We start from the raw sequence: 19,067 nt of genomic DNA on the forward strand, positions 1-19,067 counted from the left end.
TTGATGTTCAATGTTAGGATATAGACAAAGCAAGCCATTTAAACAGATATCGCGGATGAATATACGGGGAGAGAACGCAGCAACTAGCGTCGCCGAAGGAGCAAGTAATAACTATTATGAATCTCTCAGGCAAAAGAACTCGTATAGGACGCAACTCTGGAGAGTGCTTTCGTTTAGTATCACGCAAAGCCACCAAAGAGGCAAACCATTTCGGTAAACTTTCAGGTGCCAGGACAGAGAACCCTTGTTAATATAAAGGGGTTTCTCTGTCCTTTTTTATGTGTGAAAAACATAAGGAGGAGATTTTTTTGTCAGAACAGTTAAAGCGTACACCTCTATTCGATGATTATGCTACATACGGAGGAAAAACGATTGATTTTGGTGGCTGGGAATTACCTGTGCAATTTTCTAGTATTAAAGAAGAACACGAAGCAGTAAGAACGAAAGCAGGATTGTTTGATGTCTCTCATATGGGAGAAATTATCGTTACAGGCTCTTCAAGTGAAGCGTTTTTACAAAAAATCATGACAAATGATGTTTCCAAATTAGTAAATGGCCAAGCGCAATACACAGCGATGTGTTACGAAGATGGTGGAATTGTAGATGATCTATTAGTCTATAAAGTAGAAGATAATCATTATTTATTAGTTGTAAACGCAGGCAATATTGAAAAAGACTTTGACTGGATGAAACAATTTGTAACCGAAGATGTCGAACTAGTCAATAAATCGGATGAGTACGGTTTACTTGCATTACAAGGACCACTCGCACAAGAGATTTTACAAAAGCTTACTTCTAAACCGCTAGACGAAATCGGATTCTTTCGTTTTGCAAATAATGTTGAAGTAGCTGGAAAATCCGTTCTTATTTCTCGTACTGGTTATACAGGCGAAGATGGATTTGAAATCTATGCATCTAGTAATGATGTGAGAGATTTATGGAGTGATATTTTAAAAGCGGGTAAGGAAGATGGACTTCTACCTTGTGGGCTAGGGGCACGCGATACGTTGCGCTTTGAAGCTTGTTTACCATTATATGGCCAAGAGCTTTCAAAAGATATTTCTCCACTTGAAGCAGGTTTAGGTTTTGTTGTAAAGCTTAAAAAAGAGCAAGATTTCAATGGTAAAGCTGTTTTGGCTGATCAAAAAGAAAATGGTGTGCCGAGAAAAAGTATTGGAATTGAAATGATTGATAAAGGAATTCCACGTACTGGATACCCAGTATATGCTGGTGAAACACAAGTTGGTATTGTCACTACAGGAACTCAATCTCCAACGCTTAAGAAAAATATTGGTTTAGTATTAATTGACGCAACATTCGCGGAAATTGGTAAAGAGTTAGAAGTGGAAATAAGAAATAAACGTTTAAAAGCAGTTACAGTTGCTACTCCATTTTATAAAAGAGCAAAATAATACGAAGAAAGAGGTTGTCCATTGATGAAGCATCGTTATTTACCAATGACTGAGCAAGATCAAAAAGAAATGTTAGACGTAATCGGCATTTCTTCTATTGATGAATTGTTTGCAGACATTCCGGAGAAAGTACGTTTTAAAGGTGAGTACAATATTAAACCTGCAAAAGCAGAATCTGCTTTATTGAAAGAATTAGCAATTCTTGCTGACAAAAATGCGGATAGCAAAAAATATGCTTCTTTCTTAGGAGCTGGCGTATATGATCATTTCAAACCAATTATTGTAGATCATGTTATTTCTCGTTCTGAATTTTATACGGCATACACTCCTTATCAGCCAGAAATTTCACAAGGGGAATTACAAGCTATTTTCGAATTCCAAACAATGATTTGTGAATTAACTGGCATGGATATTGCTAACTCTTCTATGTATGACGGTGGTACAGCGCTTGCTGAAGCAGGGAACTTGGCTGCAGGACACACTCGTCGTAAAAAACTAGTTGTTTCGGAAGCAGTTCATCCTGAATATATTGATGTTGTGAAAATGTATGCAAAAGGACAAAATGTTCAAGTTGTAACAGTTCCAACTAAAGATGGTGTAACAGACTTAGCTAAATTGGAAGAACTAGTAGACGAAGAAACAGCAGCTGTACTAGTTCAGTATCCAAACTTCTTCGGTCAAATTGAAGATTTAGCAAAAGTGGAACAACTAACTCATGCACAAAAAGCATTATTTGTTGTTTCCACGAACCCACTTGCACTTGGAGTATTAACACCTCCTGGTAAATTTGGAGCAGATATTACAGTGGGAGATGCACAACCGTTCGGGATTTCAGAAGCATTCGGTGGTCCACACTGTGGTTTCTTTGCAGTATCTTCTAAATTGATGCGTAAAGTTCCTGGTCGTTTAGTTGGAGAAACAACAGATGAAGAAGGACGTCGTGGATTTGTCTTAACATTACAAGCACGTGAGCAACATATTCGTCGTGACAAAGCGACTTCTAACATCTGTTCAAACCAAGCGTTAAATGCACTTGCGGCTTCAGTTGCTATGACAGCACTAGGGAAAAAAGGCGTAAAAGAAATGGCGATCCAAAACATCACGAAAACACATTATGCAAAACAAGCATTTGAAAATGCTGGCTTTGAAGTACCTTTCCAAGGTGCACATTTCAACGAGATCGTTGTAAAAGTAAACGGTTCAGTTGCGGATGCAAATAAAGTACTTTTTGAAAAAGGAATTATCGGCGGGTTTGATCTAGGTCGAGTGGATGCCGATCTTAAAGATCATGTACTAATCGCGGTAACCGAGCAACGTACGAAAGAAGAAATAGATGCACTCGTGCAAGAAATGGGGGCTCTTTATGCATAAGGATAATCAACCACTAATTTTTGAAATCACAAAAGAAGGTCGTGTAGGGTATAACTTACCAGAACTAGATGTGCCGGAAGTAGATGTAACATCTCTTTTACCACAAGGTATGCTTCGAGATGAAGAGGCGGAGTTACCAGAAGTATCTGAGTTAGATATTATGCGCCATTATACTGCTCTATCGAATCGAAACCACGGTGTAGACACAGGATTCTACCCACTTGGATCATGTACGATGAAATACAATCCGAAAATTAATGAATCGGTAGCGCGATTCCCAGGTTTTGCAAATATTCATCCATTACAAGACGAAGCAACTGTTCAAGGTGCGATGGAGTTAATGTATGATTTGCAAGAACATTTAATCGAAATCACTGGTATGGACGAAGTGACGCTTCAACCAGCAGCTGGTGCGCACGGTGAATGGACAGCGCTTATGATGATTCGTGCATTCCATGAAGCAAATGGTGACATAGAGCGTACAAAAGTTATCGTTCCTGACTCTGCTCACGGTACAAACCCTGCATCTGCAACTGTAGCTGGTTTTGAAACGATTACAGTAAAATCAGATGAAAATGGTTTAGTAGATTTAGAAGACTTACGTCGCGTTGCTGGTCCAGATACAGCGGCTCTGATGCTAACTAACCCAAATACATTAGGATTATTTGAAGAAAGTATATTAGAAATGGCTGAAATCATCCATGGTGTTGGTGGTAAATTGTATTATGATGGAGCTAATTTAAACGCAGTTATGTCGAAAGCACGTCCAGGAGACATGGGCTTTGACTGTGTTCACTTAAACTTGCATAAAACATTTACAGGTCCTCACGGCGGTGGCGGTCCAGGTTCAGGTCCAGTAGGCGTAAAAGCTGACCTAATTCCATTCTTGCCAAGCCCAGTGCTTGTTAAAGAGGATGACAAATATACATTTGATTACAATCGTCCGCAAACGATTGGTCGCGTAAAACCATTCTACGGAAACTTTGGCATTAATGTCCGTGCATATACGTATATCCGTTCCATGGGTCCAGATGGTCTAAAAGCTGTGACAGAATATGCAGTATTAAATGCAAACTATATGATGAGACGTCTAGAAGAGCATTACGATCTACCATATAACCGTCATTGTAAGCATGAATTCGTATTAAGCGGTCGTCGTCAAAAGAAATTGGGCGTTCGTACACTAGATATAGCTAAACGTCTGCTTGACTTTGGTTATCATCCACCAACAATCTACTTCCCATTGAATGTAGAAGAAGGTATGATGATTGAGCCGACAGAAACAGAGTCAAAAGAGACATTAGACGCATTCTGTGATGCCTTGATCCAAATCGCAAAAGAAGTAGAAGAAAACCCAGAAATCGTTCAAAATGCACCACATACAACGGTTATCAATCGATTAGATGAAACAAAAGCTGCTCGTAAGCCAGTTTTACGTTATACAAAAGCATAAAAAAGTGCGGTCCTTAAATGGGCCGCACTTTTTCAATACTCCTCAAAAGGCACTTCATATGTTAAGGCTTTATTGTAAATGATGCTTTTAACAGCTGCATTAACTGGACCAGATCCAGGAAACTCTAATATATAATCGTCTGTAAATGTGAATATATATCTTTCGTCTTGCTTGGTTTTCGAATCATAAAGTTCATGTGTTACTTTTGTTAAGTCACCCCAATCATACTCTACTTTCTTACCAAAAATCGGATTATAGACAATTTTATCTTCGTGTAAATGGATATAATTTTGAACACCTAGCGTAAAAATAATGATAAAACCAATGATTGCAACTATACCCGTTATAATATTTAAAGGAATAGACTTCGAAAAATAAGAAGCACAAAGCAAGGCAATCACAAAAATAAATGCAAAGAAAAGCATCCAAATACCGGTGACGAGCGGTATAAAAACAATCGTCCGAGGACCACTAAAAAATGTGATCGACGTAATAACCGGAGTAAATAAGCAAACAAATGGTGCAATTATTAATATAAGAAGTCCAAAAATCCAAAATAAATCTTTTCGATCTCTTAATGCCATGATGAACCCCCTCCATTTTGCAGTTAACATCTTCTTAATTGTTATACGAAAAAAAGGAATGGAAGGTTTCAGAAAATAACGACTAATAAATTGATGATAAAAGCCCTGTCCATGCTTCGATATTGCAAGTGGGAGCATTGACACATAATAGGGGGAGTGCGTCTAAGTGAGTGGAATGAAGTTTCCGCTATGATTTTCGCTGCTGGTCGGACGCTGCCCCAGCCGCTTCCCTTGATCCTGCGCAAGCTTGTCGCAAAAGTAAATTTTCGCTAACGTTATTTCCGCTGGGGCGCCGATTGCTGCGAAGATCAATAGAAGTTTCGTACTTTTTCAGTATCAATTCGCTCAAGACAAAATTTTTTCAGTGAGTGTATCCAGTAAATGGCTTAGAGCAACCAATCGGTCGTTGAAAGCAATTAGTTTTAGTCTGAAAGCAACTATATAAGGTATAAGAGCAACCAAATTGCCCTCCAAAGCAACTAATTCTTTCTATAGCAAGTTTACTTGAAGTAGATAACTATAGTTATGGCTCGTTTTTTGTAAATGTGGAGAAAATGCCTTACAATGTTGTGCATTCTTCCCTAGCTAAATAAATAGCTCCAATAATTTACCGTAGAGCATAGGCTGGAGGTTATCTTACGAAGTATTAACCCTATATTACTTGCAATCTAAAATGTTACTTTTGAAGTTGCTTGAAAAAAGTGAAACGCATTTCTAAGCAGTAAAAAAGGATCCATACTTCGGATCCTTTTGTTTTTTATGATCTGGTTAAAACCCAATAGAAGATTCGTCTTTTTCCCAATCATTTTTTATTGATCGTTTGTTTTGTTTAATTAGTTCCTCAATACGTTTTTCATAAGCAAGTTCTCCGTCATAATGCCAATTGAGCGCAACGGACATATAAAGTTCGTTTAACTGGGACATAGATAGTCCTCTGGAGCGTTTAGCCATGTCTGCAAATTGTTCTTCTGTGAAAATATGCTTAATATCGAGTTTCCGCAAATAGTTTTCCCGTACTTTTTCAGAAGGGGAAGGGATTTCGTATGCCCGGTCAAATCTTCCCGCACGGTTAATAAGCGCAGGATCGATTTTTTGCGGGTAGTTTGTCGTCCCGATGATAAATAACCCTTCTCTGGATTGCGCACCGTCTAACGTGTTTAAAAAGACGGATCGCGTGTATTCTGGCATGGAGTCAATATCTTCGATCACTAAAATTGCTGGAGCTAAACGGGTAACAATGCCAAATACTTCTTGTACAGAATGGCTGCCAGTGAATTCGGTAATTTGCCAATAGACAACCGGTGCTTTGGTAGAGCCAGTAATGGACTTTACTAAAGTCGTTTTACCGTTACCAGGTGACCCGTATAGTAGGATCCCGCGTTTATATGGTAGACCATAATCTTTGAAAAAGTGACCATCTTCTTTAAAGAATTCATCGATGGAGCGGAAGATATCTTGTTTGATACTTTCGGATAATAATACATCATCACGTCCCACTGCAGCTTGCTCTCCGTATTTTCGACGTTGCACCCCATGCTCAGTATCGACTAAATAGGTAACAGATTGCATGAGTAATTGACGCATTTTTTCGTTGATTTCTTGCAAGAAAAATAGAGCTGTTTCAGCCGAGGTTGAAAAGAAATAGTATTCTGGCCAAGTATTACCTCCAGAGTAATTAAAAGAGAATGTCATGGCGACATCATATTCGGGGAAGTAGATGAGATTGTTTTCAAATGTTTCGACAATCTCCAGTTTACTTTCTATCGATAATTGTGATTTGCTTGTAATTTTAATTTGAGCTCTTGTTTCAAAGATAGATGCGAGTACTTCATACGTAATAAGATTGTTTTCCATCATTTCTAATAAGTTGCCGTCTAATTGTAAAATAGATTCTCCTATGTCGATCGTTTGCCAATTCGCGTACTTATGATCTTTTAAAAGGTGAATAATTCGTTTGGATACAATAGCAAAATCTTCGTAATTAGGATGGGTTTCTCTGAAATCTTCATTGTGTGAAAATAAAACAGGTTTTTGCATCAAATACCTCCGATTAATATGATAGAAAAAAGGTTCTCCTGGATATAGAAGAACCTTTATGTATGTCTGGACTTAAATAACTTTCATGATTATTTCGATTTGATCTTGCCAGTCCAAGTCTTAAAGCCGCCTTGTAGCTGGTTTAACTCTGTATATCCTTTTTTCTTTAAAAACATTGCTGCACGAGAACTTCTTGCACTGCTTTGACAATATAGATAAACAGGCTTATCTGGACGAATTTCTTTAAATCGTTGTCGAAGTTGTGACGAAGGAATATTTCTTGCTCCTAGAATATGTCCCGCATCAAATTCTTTTGGCTCTCTCACATCGATTAATTGGGCTTTGCGGTAGCCTGCGATGAATTGTTCTTGCGTAAGGTTTGTAACAGCTTTTTTTAATCGAAGTGCTTGGACGATAGCATAAACTACTAACGCGACAATTACTGCGATTAAAAAGTATAAAGTATTAGACACGGTCTTTCCCCTTTCTATGTTTCCATATCTATTATAAAAGATTCACTAGATACAATTCAATCTATTTGATAAAATGAATATCGTTGTGAAGGGGGAGACTTGTGTGGAAAAGACAAAATGGTATTTTATAAATTCGGGTCCTTGTAGCCCATCTTATAATATGGCACTTGATGAAGCGTTATTAGATTGGCATAGTGAGGGTCTCATTCCGCCAGTTGTTCGATTTTACGAATGGAATCCTGCTACTTTGTCGATTGGTTATTTTCAATCGGTTGAAAAAGAAATTGACATGGATGCCATTAAACGTTTAGGATTAGGATTTGTTCGAAGACCTACGGGTGGAAGAGGCGTACTTCATGAACATGAACTTACATATAGCGTGATTGTGACGGAAAGTTACCCAGATATGCCAGCTACTGTGACAGAAGCTTACCGAGTAATAAGTGAAGGATTGTTAATTGGTTTCCAAAATCTCGGTTTAGATGCATATTTTTCTATCCCTGACACAGATGAAAAAAAACAGGATTTAAAAAAGCCGAAATCTGCCGTTTGCTTTGATGCTCCAAGTTGGTATGAACTTGTAGTGGAAGGTAGAAAAGTAGCTGGTAGTGCACAAACTAGGCAAAAAGGTGTCATTTTGCAACACGGAGCAATATTATTGGATTTGGATGAAGATAAATTAATTCAGACATTCAAATTTTCTTCTGAAGCATTAAAAGAGCGCGTTAAAGCCGGCTTGTCGAAAAAAGCAGTTGCCATCAACAAAATAAGTCAAAATCCTGTAACAATCGACGAATGCAAAATTGCATTTAAAAAAGGTTTTGAAGATGCTTTAAAAATTGAATTAGTGGAATATAAGTTAACGGAAGAACAAGAAATGTATGTACAAGAGTTGGAAGCAAAGCGATATGCTAATGATGAGTGGAACTTTAGAAAATAATTTATTTTTTTATAGTCATTTAGTCCATTGACTACCGAGGTCATTAGGTTTGTACCAAATCTATTCATTTGCAAAATAACACAACATATAGTATCGTTTATAAACAATGATACACTATATATGGTGTGTTTTATTTTTGAATAAAAGGGAGGCAATATGATGGTATTAGCATCTCAGAATAAAAATGCAACCATTAACATTGAACAGTTAAACAAAGACATTGAACAATTTCCTCAAGTACACCCAATTACAAACAACATGACATTGACACATAAAGGTGTATCTAGACTAGTAATGATTGACCGTTATTCTTTTAAAGACACGGAGAAAAAAACGCTAAAAACAGGAGATTTTGTCGTATTAACGGTAAAAGACGATCCGAAATTCCCTGCGCGCGGTTTAGGGTATATCGTGTCGATTAATCAGGACGCGAAAACAGCAGATGTATTGATCGAAGAAGATTACCGCAGTGCAATTGATGACAGCAATCAAGTTGCATCAGGAGTTGTAACTCGTCCGCTTAGCGTGATTGAGAAACCTTTAGAAGTATTCTATGAACAAATTGCTAAACGAAATGCTACTGGACTTGCTTCTGTTGAGAAGACGGAAGAAAAAAGAGCAGAATGGTTCGAAAAGTTCTATCAGCAATTAGTTTCTTTAAAATTCATCCCTGCTGGACGAGTATTATATGGAGCAGGTACAGGAACGGACGTAACGTATTTTAACTGTTACGTAATGCCATTTGTAGCTGATTCACGTGAAGGAATTAGTGATCATCGTAAACAAGTAATGGAAATTATGAGCCGCGGTGGTGGTGTTGGTACAAACGGTTCCACACTTCGTCCACGTAACACATTAGCACGAGGAGTAAACGGAAAATCTTCCGGCTCTGTCTCCTGGTTGGATGATATTGCTAAATTGACTCATCTTGTCGAACAAGGCGGTTCTCGCCGTGGAGCACAAATGATAATGCTGGCAGATTGGCACCCGGATATTGCGGAATTCATCATTTCGAAAATGCAAAATCCGCGTATTTTACGATTCTTAATCGAAAATACAAATGATGAAACGATCAAACAATTAGCCAAGGACAAGCTTAAATTTAAACCTTTAACGTATCAAGAAGAAGCGATGTATCAAGGGATTATCAACTATAAGGCAATCCCAGGTCTTGGAGGTTTCAGCAACGAAATCATTCGTGATGCAGAAACAAAACTTCGTGATGGTGGGACGTACACTGTTCATAATGCGGAATTTTTAACAGGTGCGAACATTTCAGTAACATTAACAGATGACTTTATGAAAGCAGTAGAAAATGATGATGATTTTGATCTTCGTTTCCCAGCGACTGAATCTTATACAGAAGAGGAAATGGCTTTCTACAACGAAAATTGGCATACGATTGGCGATGTTCGTGAGTGGGAGAAAATGGGTTACGCTGTAAGAACTTATCGTACAGTAAAAGCGAAGGAACTTTGGAATTTGATTAATATTTGTGCAACTTACTCAGCAGAGCCAGGTGTTTTCTTCATTGACAATGCAAATGAAAAAACAAATGCAAAAGCATATGGACAAAAAGTTGTTGCAACAAACCCATGTGGTGAGCAACCGTTAGCTCCATATTCTGTTTGTAACCTAGCAGCTGTTAACTTAGCACAATTTGCAAATAAAGAAACAAAAACAGTCAACTATGAAGCTTTAAAAGAAACAGTACGTGTTGGTGTGCGTATGCAAGATAACGTTATTGACGCAACACCATATTTCTTAGAAGAAAATAAAGTACAAGCACTTGGTGAAAGACGTGTTGGGCTTGGAGTAATGGGATTAGCCGATCTACTTATTTATTGTGAAAAAGAATACGGTTCTGAAGAAGGAAATATTTTAGTAGATGAGATTTTTAAAACCATTGCTATCGCAGCGTATGAAACTTCTGCAGAGCTTGCAAAAGAACGAGGAAGTTTCCCGTTCTTAACAGGCGAAACCGAAGAAGAAACAAATCGTCTTCGCAAAGCTTTTACAGAAACAGGATTTATGCAAACAATGCCAGAGGAAATTAGAAATACTATTTTAGAATCAGGTATTCGTAACTCGCATTTATTGACAGTTGCACCTACTGGTTCTACTGGAACAATGGTTGGTGTTTCAACTGGTCTGGAACCTTATTATTCGTTTACGTATTACAGAAGCGGACGTTTAGGTAAATTTATCGAAGTAAAAGCAGATATTGTAAAAGAATATTTAACAAATAATGAAACAGCTGAAGAAGAAAATCTTCCAAACTGGTTTGTAACAGCAATGGAATTACCACCAGAGGCACATGCAGATGTGCAATGTATTATCCAACGCTGGATTGATAGCTCGATTTCCAAAACAGTAAATGCGCCACGTGGATACACAGTAGAGCAAGTAGAAGCTGTTTATGAACGCTTATACAATGGCGGAGCAAAAGGTGGTACTGTATACGTCGATGGAAGTCGCGATGCGCAAGTTTTGACGCTAAAAGCCGAAGAAAACACATTAGATGACGACCAAGAACAAGAAGAAAAAGTAGTTGAAAAACGCCCAATCGTGTTAATCGACACGATCCAAGATTTACGCTCGACAAACGTAACGATTGGTTCGGAAGTAGGTAACACTTGCCCAGTTTGCCGAAAAGGAACTGTAGAAGAAATGGGCGGCTGTAACACATGCACGAACTGTAACGCACAGCTAAAATGTGGTTTATAATAAAAAAATAAGTAGAAGTATGTGGCTTTGAAATATAGTCGTACCATTTGTAAAAAAGATATACCGTTTATAAAAAAAGTCACACTCTTATACCCCTTTGGATAAAATTATCTAAAGGGGCGTTTTTATGTTCAAAAGAAAACGATTATTTTAAATTGAGAATTGAATTAAAGAGGATACATTCTCTCTTTTGATATAAATACTAATTTTCTTTATCTTATTAGGATTGATAGAATATTAAACCACACGTTTTATTTAACTTCATAATAAGCTAGCGGCTATGAGTCTGAACTAATTATGGACTATTGCTTCTTCATAATACCTGCTTCTTGAAGCTTTACTAATAGCTCGTTAAAGTCTGCTACTAGCTCAGGTAGTGTAGTTGCAGTAGACTCAGCTTGGTGTTCTATCTGAAAACTAACCTCGTCGGGTTGTATCTTAACTAGAGTGCCTAATCCGGGTATTAACTTTTTAGCCTCGTGTGTCATAGTTATCACCTCCTTTCAATTACTCCTAAAAAAGTACATGAATTTCATTACATCTCTTTATCGTACTTGAAGCGGTAATAAGTGTTATATGCAACGATAAACAGATAGGAAAAAAACAATAGCAATACCACTATTAAATCTATACCCATCAAGGCAATTGATAACAATAACGCGCCATACACAAAAACCATCATGTCATATGCTTTCGCTTTTGCCTGGTTAGCGATTGCCAAATTACGCTCATCTTTCTTGTCAATCTCCAGTTGCTTTGCTGCGGCAGGATCACTCTTCATAGCACGTTGGAGGACTATTTCTCCTATACCGTGACCAAAAATAAGACACCCCAGTCCTACACAGATATAAGGCATTGCAACTAGCATACCTTGTGGATCTTCAATTGTTTTGATGAAGAATAGACCTACTGTTAGTAGTCCTATACCTGCCGCGGTAAGAATATAAGCGGAAATAATTTTTTTCATACCTTTTCGTCCTCCTCATAAATAAAGATTTCTTCAATAGTCATACCAAAAAAACGTGCAATCTTGAATGCTAAAAGAATCGATGGGTTATAACGTCCGTTTTCAAGTGAACCGATTGTTTGCCTTGATACTTCAAGGGCCTTTGCTAACTCTTCTTGATTAATTCCGCGTTGTTTACGGATTTTTTCTAAACGGTTTTTCACCTGGTCACCCTCCTTATGGAAAGCTAGCTTTACATAAGGGAAGTATAGTCAGTAATGCAATATATGTCAAGCTTACTTTCCATCTTCAATTTATAAACGAAAAACATGTTTTGATTAATCTTTTTACAAAACGGTTTTTCATTTAACGTGAAATATGGGACTGCTGGGTGTTTTTGATTAAAATTTATAAAAAAGATGCATCGTTATTCCCCTTTGGATATTATTATTTAATGAGGAGTTTTTTCGTCTAAAAGATAAAGAAGATTGTTATTTAAATTTATTTAGGAGTGGGAAAATGCGAGATATTACGATTTTAATTGCGGATGATGAGGAGGAAATAGCTGATCTGGTTGCCATCCATTTAGAAAAAGAGGGTTATCATATTATTAAAGTATCGGATGGACAAGAGGTTATTCATGCTGTTGAGGCTCAGGTCATTGATTTGTTGATTTTAGATATTATGATGCCGAAAATGGATGGATATGAAGTGACCCGTCGCATTCGTGAACAACATAATATGCCGATCATATTTTTAAGTGCTAAAACATCTGATTTTGATAAAGTACAGGGATTGGTAATTGGAGCAGATGATTATATGACTAAACCATTTATCCCCATTGAATTGGTAGCAAGGGTTAATGCACAGCTGAGGCGCTATATGAAGTTGAATCAACCTAAAACTAAACAAAACTTAAATTTGGAATTTGGAGGATTAATGATCTCTCCTGAACAACGTACGGTTATACTATATGGTAAGAATATTGAGTTGACACCGAAAGAATTTGAGATTTTATATTTATTAGCCAGTAATCCAAATAAAGTTTACAGTGCTGAAGATATTTTTCAGAAGGTATGGGGGGATGCATACTATGAAAGTGGAAATACCGTTATGGTTCATATTCGTACTTTGCGAAAAAAACTTGAAGAGGATAAACGAAAAGACAAAATGATAAAAACTGTATGGGGAGTAGGTTATAAATTCGATGGATAAAATACTCCGAAGCTTTCGTTCTAAAATGATTATATTGTTAGGTTTAAGCATGCTGTTGTCTAGTATTATAACTTACCTACTCTTTAAAATACTCCAATGGTATTATTATACAAATGTTAATCATGGTGATACACTAGCTTATTTACGCAGTATTATAGGTAATATTGGAGACCTTTATTTCTTTTTATTATTATTTCTTTTGCTTGTGATATTATTTTTCTTTTTCTTTACAAAACCCTATTCTGCCTATTTTAATGAGATTTCAAAAGGAATTCATTATCTCGCTCAGGGGGACTTTAAGCATCGTGTTCAAATAGAGTCCAATGATGAATTTAGGGATATTGCACAAAGCATTAATTTGGCAAGTGAAAAATTGGAGGAAGCGATTCAACGAGGAGATTTTTCGGAAAGCAGTAAAGATCAATTGGTCGTAAATTTAGCTCACGATTTGCGTACGCCACTTACCTCTGTCTTAGGATATTTGGATTTGATTCTCAAGGATGATAGATTAACGAAAGAACAAGTCCAACATTTTTTAACAATCGCCTTTACTAAATCACAACGTTTAGAAAGATTAATTGATGAATTATTCGAGATAACTAGGATGAATTATGGCATGTTACCAATTGAGAAGAAACAAATCGATTTAAGTGAGTTACTTATCCAATTGAAGGAAGAGTTGTATCCTGTCTTCGAGAAAAACGATTTGATAGCAAGAATAAATATGACATCCCCATTATTTATTGAGGGTGATGGAGAGTTATTGGCACGTGTGTTTGAAAATCTATTGATAAATGCAAATCGCTATGGGTACGAGGGGCAGTATGTAGATATCGAAGGGTTTATGGATGTAGAGAAAGTGGTTATTCAAGTTATTAATTATGGGGATGCCATTCCGCCAGCTGAACTGCCTCATATTTTTGATATGCTTTATACTGGTGACAAAGCAAGAACTCATCAAGAAAATAGTACAGGTCTCGGACTATTCATCGCGAAGAATATTGTAGAGCAACACAATGGAACAATAACTGCCGAAAGTGATCTAATACGCACTATTTTTGAAGTCCGATTACCAGTGGACGATTTCGAAGAGGATTAATAATAAAATCCAATAAAAAAATTTAAGAAAAATTTAATATTTACCCCACTTTTTATTTTAAAAGTTTGTCTTATCCTTTAAACATGTTACATCAAGGAGGAAACTGAAAAATGAAGAAGTGGGGATTTTTATTTTTATTATTGTGTTTGTGTTTAACTTTCATAAATATTGAATCATTTTTTGAACCAAATGTGAAAATAAAAAATTACGATCATAATGAAAATGATCAAGTAGAGGATAGAAAGACTTCTGCACATCTACTAAAAAAAGAGATTACAGAAGAACAAATCTATCAAGGAAATCTGCTTTTGGTTAACAGTGAGTACCCAGTTCACCCACAAAGTATAAAATCGGATGTCATCAAACTATCTGCTCACAAAGAATTGACTGAGGGGTACGGATTGTTGGATAGCAAAATTTATTTGTCGGAGAGTGTTGCGCGTGAATTTTCAGAGATGATTTCAGCTGCAAAAAAAGAAGGAGTACATAATTTTTCTATTACTAGCGGATTTCGAGATTTTGATGAGCAAAGTACCCTGTATCGAGAAATGGGTTCTTCCTATGCATTGCCAGCCGGCTATAGCGAACATAATTTAGGCTTATCCCTTGATGTAGGATCTACGCAGATGAAGATGGCTGATGCACCAGAAGGAAAGTGGGTAGAAGAAAATGCTTGGAAATACGGGTTCATTTTACGCTACCCAAAGGATAAAACGGATATAACAGGTATTCAATATGAACCGTGGCATATCCGCTATGTAGGTTTGCCTCATAGTGCGATTATGAAGGAAAAGAATTTTGTTCTAGAAGAATATATAGATTACCTAAAAGAAGAAAAAACTATTTCTGTCAGTATAAATGGGGAAAAATATACGATATCCTATTACCCCATTTCCGGGTCCAAAATGATTAACGTACCGGATAATAGCTATTTTGATATTTCAGGTAATAATATGGATGGAGTAATTGTGACCATATACGAATGAAATGTGAAACCTTGCTTGGTATCCCATAATCATATGAAGTAATAAAGTTAAATTTAGATATATCCCACATAGAAGAGGTAATCATATGAAGAAAAAGTTTTCTATACAAAACTCACTTTTATATTTGGTATTGATCGGATACGTTATTATGATGTTAGATTTTTTATTTTTAGGAAGGCTAATATTCTCTATACAAAATAATTTAAAACTACCTGCACAACAATTTAATGTTGTTCCATTTATGAGTATTTATGAAGATATAGGAGCAGGAAGACTGAGACTTAACGGGAACTTTTTAGGTAATATTCTTATTTTTATCCCATTAGGTATTTTTATATCTTTATTTAGACATAACAAGAATTTAATATTTAATTTAATTATCGTATTCTCTATCAGCTTTTTGGTAGAAACAATGCAATTTCTAACAAGTACAGGGATAGCGGATATAGATGACTTATTACTCAATAGTTTAGGTGGACTAATTGGATTATTCATGTATAAATTAATATCTTTTAAGAGACATTATTTAAGTACAAAAAAGGTTGTAACTATATTATCAGCAGTTATAGGATTTCCAGTAATCACTCTTTACATATATATTGTTATTTATGGCAAAGTAAATTTTATACCTTGAACATATATGTCAAAAGAAGTTAACCAAAATCAGTGGAACATTTTATTTGCTGTTACTACTTACTATTTTTAACGATAAGCACTTTCGTTTTTGGTCTTACTTGTTTAAAAAATTATCTCCAAGCCTACACTACAGTAAAAAGGATAAGGAGACTTCCATGAAAGGTTTAGCTATCAGCACTAGTTTTGCGGGGACAGTAATTATTGTAATCATGCTCAAAATATTAGATTTTTTTCATTTTATCAAATGGGATCCTGTAGGTTTTTCGGATACTTTTCATATTTTAAAGGACAGCAATGCGTTTATTAAATGGGGAATATTATTCATCATCGTTTGGGCTGGGAGCATTATTTTATACTATATTAGCTTGCTATTTATGAAAATTCCTGTACCCATTACGAGTATCGCGCTAGGGCTACTAATCGCGTTTGTTTTAGAGTGGATTATTCTGGATGCTAGTTCGATCGAAAAAACGATTAAAAGAATGTCTATTCCTTTTATTTGTATTATCATATTGGCCACACGGTTTTTAATGGAATCCGCCATCTTCCATGCGCAAGATAAACCACTCAGCAAATGAAAATTTACCATCCTTGTTTCGTATGATAAAATAATAGGCAGTAGTTATTTAGAAAATGAGATGAGGGGTAATAATGAAACTTGCTAAATTACGTACGGCGTTAGAAGAAAAAGGAATTGATGCTTTATTAATTACTAACGGATACAATAGACGATATATGACAGGGTTTACAGGAACGGCGGGTGTTGCCATTGTTTCTAAAAGTGATGCTGTTTTTATTACTGATTTCCGTTACACTGAACAAGCGGCAAGCCAGATTACAGATTTTCGCATTGTGAAACATGAGAAAACATTAATCGAAGAAGTTGCAACACAAGTCGCTCAAATGGGCATTCAAACATTAGGATTTGAAAAAGAGGATTTAACATACAGCAGTTTTGAATTGTACAAACAAGCCATCAAAGCAGATTTAGTACCGGTAGCTGGATTCGTGGAAAAAATTCGCTTGATAAAGACCGACGAAGAGATTAGTATAATAAAGGCAGCTTGTCGTATTGCGGATGAGGCTTATGAGCATATCGTTACATACATAAAACCAGGAATGACAGAGCTTGAAGTATCCAATGAGTTAGAATTTTTCATGCGTAAGCGAGGGGCAACCTCTTCATCTTTCGATACAATCGTTGCTTCAGGAGTCCGTTCTGCATTACCACACGGTGTTGCGTCGGATAAAGTGATCGAAGTTGGAGATTTTGTGACATTAGATTTTGGAGCAGTATATAATGGTTATATTTCTGATACGACTCGAACAGTAGCAGTGGGAGAGCCAAGTGAACAATTGAAAGAAATTTACCAAGTCGTGCTCGATTCACAATTACTTGCTTTAGAAAAAGTAAAACCGGGTATGACAGGTAAAGAAGCTGATGCAATTGCACGTGATTATATCGCTTCTAAAGGCTATGGAGAAGCATTTGGTCATTCATTAGGTCATGGAATCGGTCTAGAGGTGCATGAAGGTCCTGGATTATCATTCCGTTCGGATATTGTGCTAGAACCAGGTATGGTTATTACAATCGAGCCAGGTATTTACTTACCTAATATCGGTGGAGTACGAATTGAAGATGATGCACTTGTAACGGAAAATGGTTTAGAGAAGCTCACGCACTCGACAAAAGAACTATTAATACTATCTTAATATTTGGAGGAAAATACATGATTTCAGTAAATGATTTTAAAACAGGATTAACAATTTTAGTAGACGGCGTACTTTACCGCGTATTGGATTTCCAACATGTAAAACCAGGAAAAGGTGCAGCGTTCGTTCGTTCAAAACTACGTAATCTTCGTAACGGATCAGTGAATGAAAAAACGTTCCGTGCTGGAGAAAAAGTAGAAAAAGCACAAATTGACAATAAAAAAATGCAATATTTATATGCAAGTGGGGATCAACATGTATTCATGGACACAGATTCTTACGAGCAATTAGAATTAAACGAAAACCAAATCGAGTACGAACTAAAATTCTTACGTGAAAACATGGAAATTCATGTAATTCAATATGCTGGTGAAACACTTGGAGTAGAATTACCAAAATCAGTTGAACTAGAAGTAACGGAAACAGAACCAGGTATTAAAGGAGACACTTCTGGTGGTGGTTCTAAAACAGCAACATTAGAAACTGGTTTAGTCGTGACTGTACCATTATTCATCAACGTTGGAGATAAATTAATCATCAACACAGATGAAGGTTCATACGTTTCAAGAGCTTAAAATAAAACCAAAAATAGCGGGTCTTTTCTCGATTTTGTCGAGAGAAGACTCGCTTTTTTGCTGTTTTCAGCCCATAAAAAGATTAGTGGACTAAGTTTTTGTTAGTGCAGGATGTTTAGTTGGACTTTCGCTCTTTTAAGTTGTAAAAAAGCACTTCTTAGTTGTAATAGGGAATTTTTGGTGGCTCTCTTTGGTCTAATGTTAATAGAGTGTATCTCCAATTTGCGATAATCTTTTTCATATTCTTTGATAACCATTCATATGTTATTCGTATGGAAGGGGGAGGCATTGTGGAACTTCACGATGTACTTCGAGTTGCGGGGATAGGATTATTAATTGCAATTCTGCACTTGTTCTTTGAATCTACTGGTAAAAAAGAGTTTGCTTTTTTCTTGTTTTTTGTTGGATATATTTATATGACAATCGAATTGTTACGTTTATTGAAATTATTTTTTTATGAGATTTCCACATTTTTAGAATGGCTTCTTATGACGAGTTAGCCAATGGTAGTATATGTCACGATTATTCTAGCATTTTGCTTGTTGGAATTAGTAAAAGAAACGTACCCACGTTTACATTCGATTATCTATACGATCTATGTTTTCCTTTTTTTAATGTACTTGGTTATATCTCTTATTATCCCGTTTGTGACCAACTATTTCTCCATCGTTCCAGTCGCCCTACTACCTGTATTTAAATTACTCCTTTTTTCTGTATTATTACTTTTTATTTCTCAAATTGTGGAAGAACTTCTCTCAGACTATGAATATACAAGCCTGGCAACCATGTTTACGTTCACAACTAAAGCAATTATTCTCCTCGTTTGGCTGCAGCATATGAAGCAATTTTACGAAAAGTTTTTTTCCGTACTAGGATTACTCTCTTGAAGGAATGAACTAT

Annotated in this window: 20 protein-coding genes and 1 riboswitch; of the genes, 14 read left to right on the forward strand and 6 right to left on the reverse strand. The window is 36.3% G+C overall.

What is annotated here, in order from left to right:
- The first annotated feature begins 55 nt into the window (after window positions 1–55).
- Window positions 56–151: riboswitch (glycine riboswitch) on the forward strand.
- Between the two features lie 127 nt (window positions 152–278).
- Genes gcvT through gcvPB form a run of 3 tightly spaced genes read left to right on the forward strand, consistent with a single transcriptional unit; the run spans window position 279 to window position 4,236 of the window.
- Window positions 279–1,412: a glycine cleavage system aminomethyltransferase GcvT gene (gcvT, locus tag ACIQ38_RS08680; RefSeq protein ID WP_402820981.1), complete on the forward strand. Its 1,134-nt coding sequence runs from the start codon at window positions 279–281 to the stop codon at window positions 1,410–1,412.
- Window positions 1,413–1,436: 24 nt separating this feature from the next.
- Window positions 1,437–2,783 carry an aminomethyl-transferring glycine dehydrogenase subunit GcvPA gene (gcvPA, locus tag ACIQ38_RS08685; protein WP_402821371.1) on the forward strand — a complete coding sequence of 449 codons (1,347 nt, stop codon included), beginning with the start codon at window positions 1,437–1,439 and terminating at the stop codon, window positions 2,781–2,783.
- Window positions 2,776–4,236, forward strand: coding sequence for an aminomethyl-transferring glycine dehydrogenase subunit GcvPB (gene gcvPB / locus ACIQ38_RS08690; protein ID WP_402820984.1), 1,461 nt, complete (start codon window positions 2,776–2,778; stop codon window positions 4,234–4,236). Before gcvPA ends, gcvPB begins: the two co-directional genes overlap by 8 nt.
- 32 nt (window positions 4,237–4,268) lie before the next feature.
- Here the strand turns inward: gcvPB and ACIQ38_RS08695 are convergent, their stop codons facing one another.
- From ACIQ38_RS08695 to ACIQ38_RS08705, 3 genes are all read right to left on the reverse strand, one after another.
- Window positions 4,269–4,820: a hypothetical protein gene (locus ACIQ38_RS08695; protein WP_402820986.1), complete on the reverse strand. Its 552-nt coding sequence runs from the start codon at window positions 4,818–4,820 to the stop codon at window positions 4,269–4,271.
- Between the two features lie 768 nt (window positions 4,821–5,588).
- Window positions 5,589–6,857, reverse strand: a complete 1,269-nt coding sequence (locus ACIQ38_RS08700; protein ID WP_402820988.1) for an ATP-binding protein — start codon at window positions 6,855–6,857, stop codon at window positions 5,589–5,591.
- A gap of 89 nt (window positions 6,858–6,946) precedes the next feature.
- Entirely contained in the window at window positions 6,947–7,306 is a 360-nt protein-coding gene (locus ACIQ38_RS08705) for a rhodanese-like domain-containing protein (protein ID WP_402821374.1), read from the reverse strand.
- A 97-nt stretch (window positions 7,307–7,403) separates the two neighbouring features.
- Between ACIQ38_RS08705 and ACIQ38_RS08710 the strand changes: the two genes are divergently transcribed.
- Together ACIQ38_RS08710 and ACIQ38_RS08715 are read left to right on the forward strand one after the other, a co-directional pair.
- On the forward strand, window positions 7,404–8,270 hold the full coding sequence (locus ACIQ38_RS08710) for a lipoate--protein ligase family protein (protein ID WP_402820990.1): 867 nt from the start codon (window positions 7,404–7,406) through the stop codon (window positions 8,268–8,270).
- Between the two features lie 159 nt (window positions 8,271–8,429).
- The gene (locus tag ACIQ38_RS08715) at window positions 8,430–10,997 is read left to right on the forward strand and encodes a vitamin B12-dependent ribonucleotide reductase (RefSeq protein ID WP_402820993.1); all 2,568 of its coding nucleotides are present in this window, start codon (window positions 8,430–8,432) and stop codon (window positions 10,995–10,997) included.
- 302 nt (window positions 10,998–11,299) lie between these two features.
- Here the strand turns inward: ACIQ38_RS08715 and ACIQ38_RS08720 are convergent, their stop codons facing one another.
- From ACIQ38_RS08720 to ACIQ38_RS08730, 3 genes are read right to left on the reverse strand one after another with little or no spacing between them, the layout of a single operon-like run.
- Window positions 11,300–11,485 carry a hypothetical protein gene (locus tag ACIQ38_RS08720; RefSeq protein ID WP_402820995.1) on the reverse strand — a complete coding sequence of 62 codons (186 nt, stop codon included), beginning with the start codon at window positions 11,483–11,485 and terminating at the stop codon, window positions 11,300–11,302.
- 47 nt (window positions 11,486–11,532) lie between these two features.
- A complete protein-coding gene (locus ACIQ38_RS08725; protein WP_402820998.1) occupies window positions 11,533–11,964 on the reverse strand; it encodes a hypothetical protein in 432 nt (143 codons plus the stop codon).
- Window positions 11,961–12,167 (reverse strand): helix-turn-helix transcriptional regulator, encoded by a 207-nt coding sequence (locus ACIQ38_RS08730; RefSeq protein ID WP_402821001.1) that lies wholly within the window; start codon window positions 12,165–12,167, stop codon window positions 11,961–11,963. The genes ACIQ38_RS08725 and ACIQ38_RS08730 overlap by 4 nt, the downstream gene beginning before the upstream one ends.
- Before the next feature lie 295 nt (window positions 12,168–12,462).
- On the opposite strand from ACIQ38_RS08730, the gene vanR reads away from it, so the two are divergent.
- The 9 genes from vanR (at window position 12,463) to ACIQ38_RS08775 (ending at window position 19,054) form a co-directional block, all read left to right on the forward strand.
- Window positions 12,463–13,158, forward strand: a complete 696-nt coding sequence (gene vanR, locus ACIQ38_RS08735; protein ID WP_402821004.1) for a vancomycin resistance response regulator transcription factor, VanR-F/VanR-M family — start codon at window positions 12,463–12,465, stop codon at window positions 13,156–13,158.
- Entirely contained in the window at window positions 13,151–14,257 is a 1,107-nt protein-coding gene (locus ACIQ38_RS08740; protein ID WP_402821007.1) for a HAMP domain-containing sensor histidine kinase, read from the forward strand. The genes vanR and ACIQ38_RS08740 overlap by 8 nt, the downstream gene beginning before the upstream one ends.
- Before the next feature lie 110 nt (window positions 14,258–14,367).
- The gene (gene vanY, locus ACIQ38_RS08745) at window positions 14,368–15,243 is read left to right on the forward strand and encodes a VanY-A/VanY-F/VanY-M family D-Ala-D-Ala carboxypeptidase (protein WP_402821010.1); all 876 of its coding nucleotides are present in this window, start codon (window positions 14,368–14,370) and stop codon (window positions 15,241–15,243) included.
- Window positions 15,244–15,328: 85 nt separating this feature from the next.
- Window positions 15,329–15,877: a VanZ family protein gene (locus tag ACIQ38_RS08750; RefSeq protein WP_402821013.1), complete on the forward strand. Its 549-nt coding sequence runs from the start codon at window positions 15,329–15,331 to the stop codon at window positions 15,875–15,877.
- Window positions 15,878–16,034: 157 nt separating this feature from the next.
- Entirely contained in the window at window positions 16,035–16,457 is a 423-nt protein-coding gene (locus ACIQ38_RS08755; RefSeq protein WP_402821016.1) for a hypothetical protein, read from the forward strand.
- Between the two features lie 70 nt (window positions 16,458–16,527).
- Window positions 16,528–17,592 carry a M24 family metallopeptidase gene (locus tag ACIQ38_RS08760; RefSeq protein WP_402821377.1) on the forward strand — a complete coding sequence of 355 codons (1,065 nt, stop codon included), beginning with the start codon at window positions 16,528–16,530 and terminating at the stop codon, window positions 17,590–17,592.
- A gap of 17 nt (window positions 17,593–17,609) precedes the next feature.
- The gene (gene efp / locus ACIQ38_RS08765; RefSeq protein ID WP_402821019.1) at window positions 17,610–18,167 is read left to right on the forward strand and encodes an elongation factor P; all 558 of its coding nucleotides are present in this window, start codon (window positions 17,610–17,612) and stop codon (window positions 18,165–18,167) included.
- Window positions 18,168–18,457: 290 nt separating this feature from the next.
- Entirely contained in the window at window positions 18,458–18,667 is a 210-nt protein-coding gene (locus ACIQ38_RS08770; RefSeq protein WP_402821021.1) for a SpoIIIAC/SpoIIIAD family protein, read from the forward strand.
- Window positions 18,668–18,670: 3 nt separating this feature from the next.
- Window positions 18,671–19,054 carry a hypothetical protein gene (locus tag ACIQ38_RS08775; RefSeq protein WP_402821024.1) on the forward strand — a complete coding sequence of 128 codons (384 nt, stop codon included), beginning with the start codon at window positions 18,671–18,673 and terminating at the stop codon, window positions 19,052–19,054.
- Window positions 19,055–19,067 lie beyond the last annotated feature (13 nt).

This window comes from Psychrobacillus sp. NPDC096389, assembly GCF_044762855.1.
Classification (GTDB): domain Bacteria; phylum Bacillota; class Bacilli; order Bacillales_A; family Planococcaceae; genus Psychrobacillus.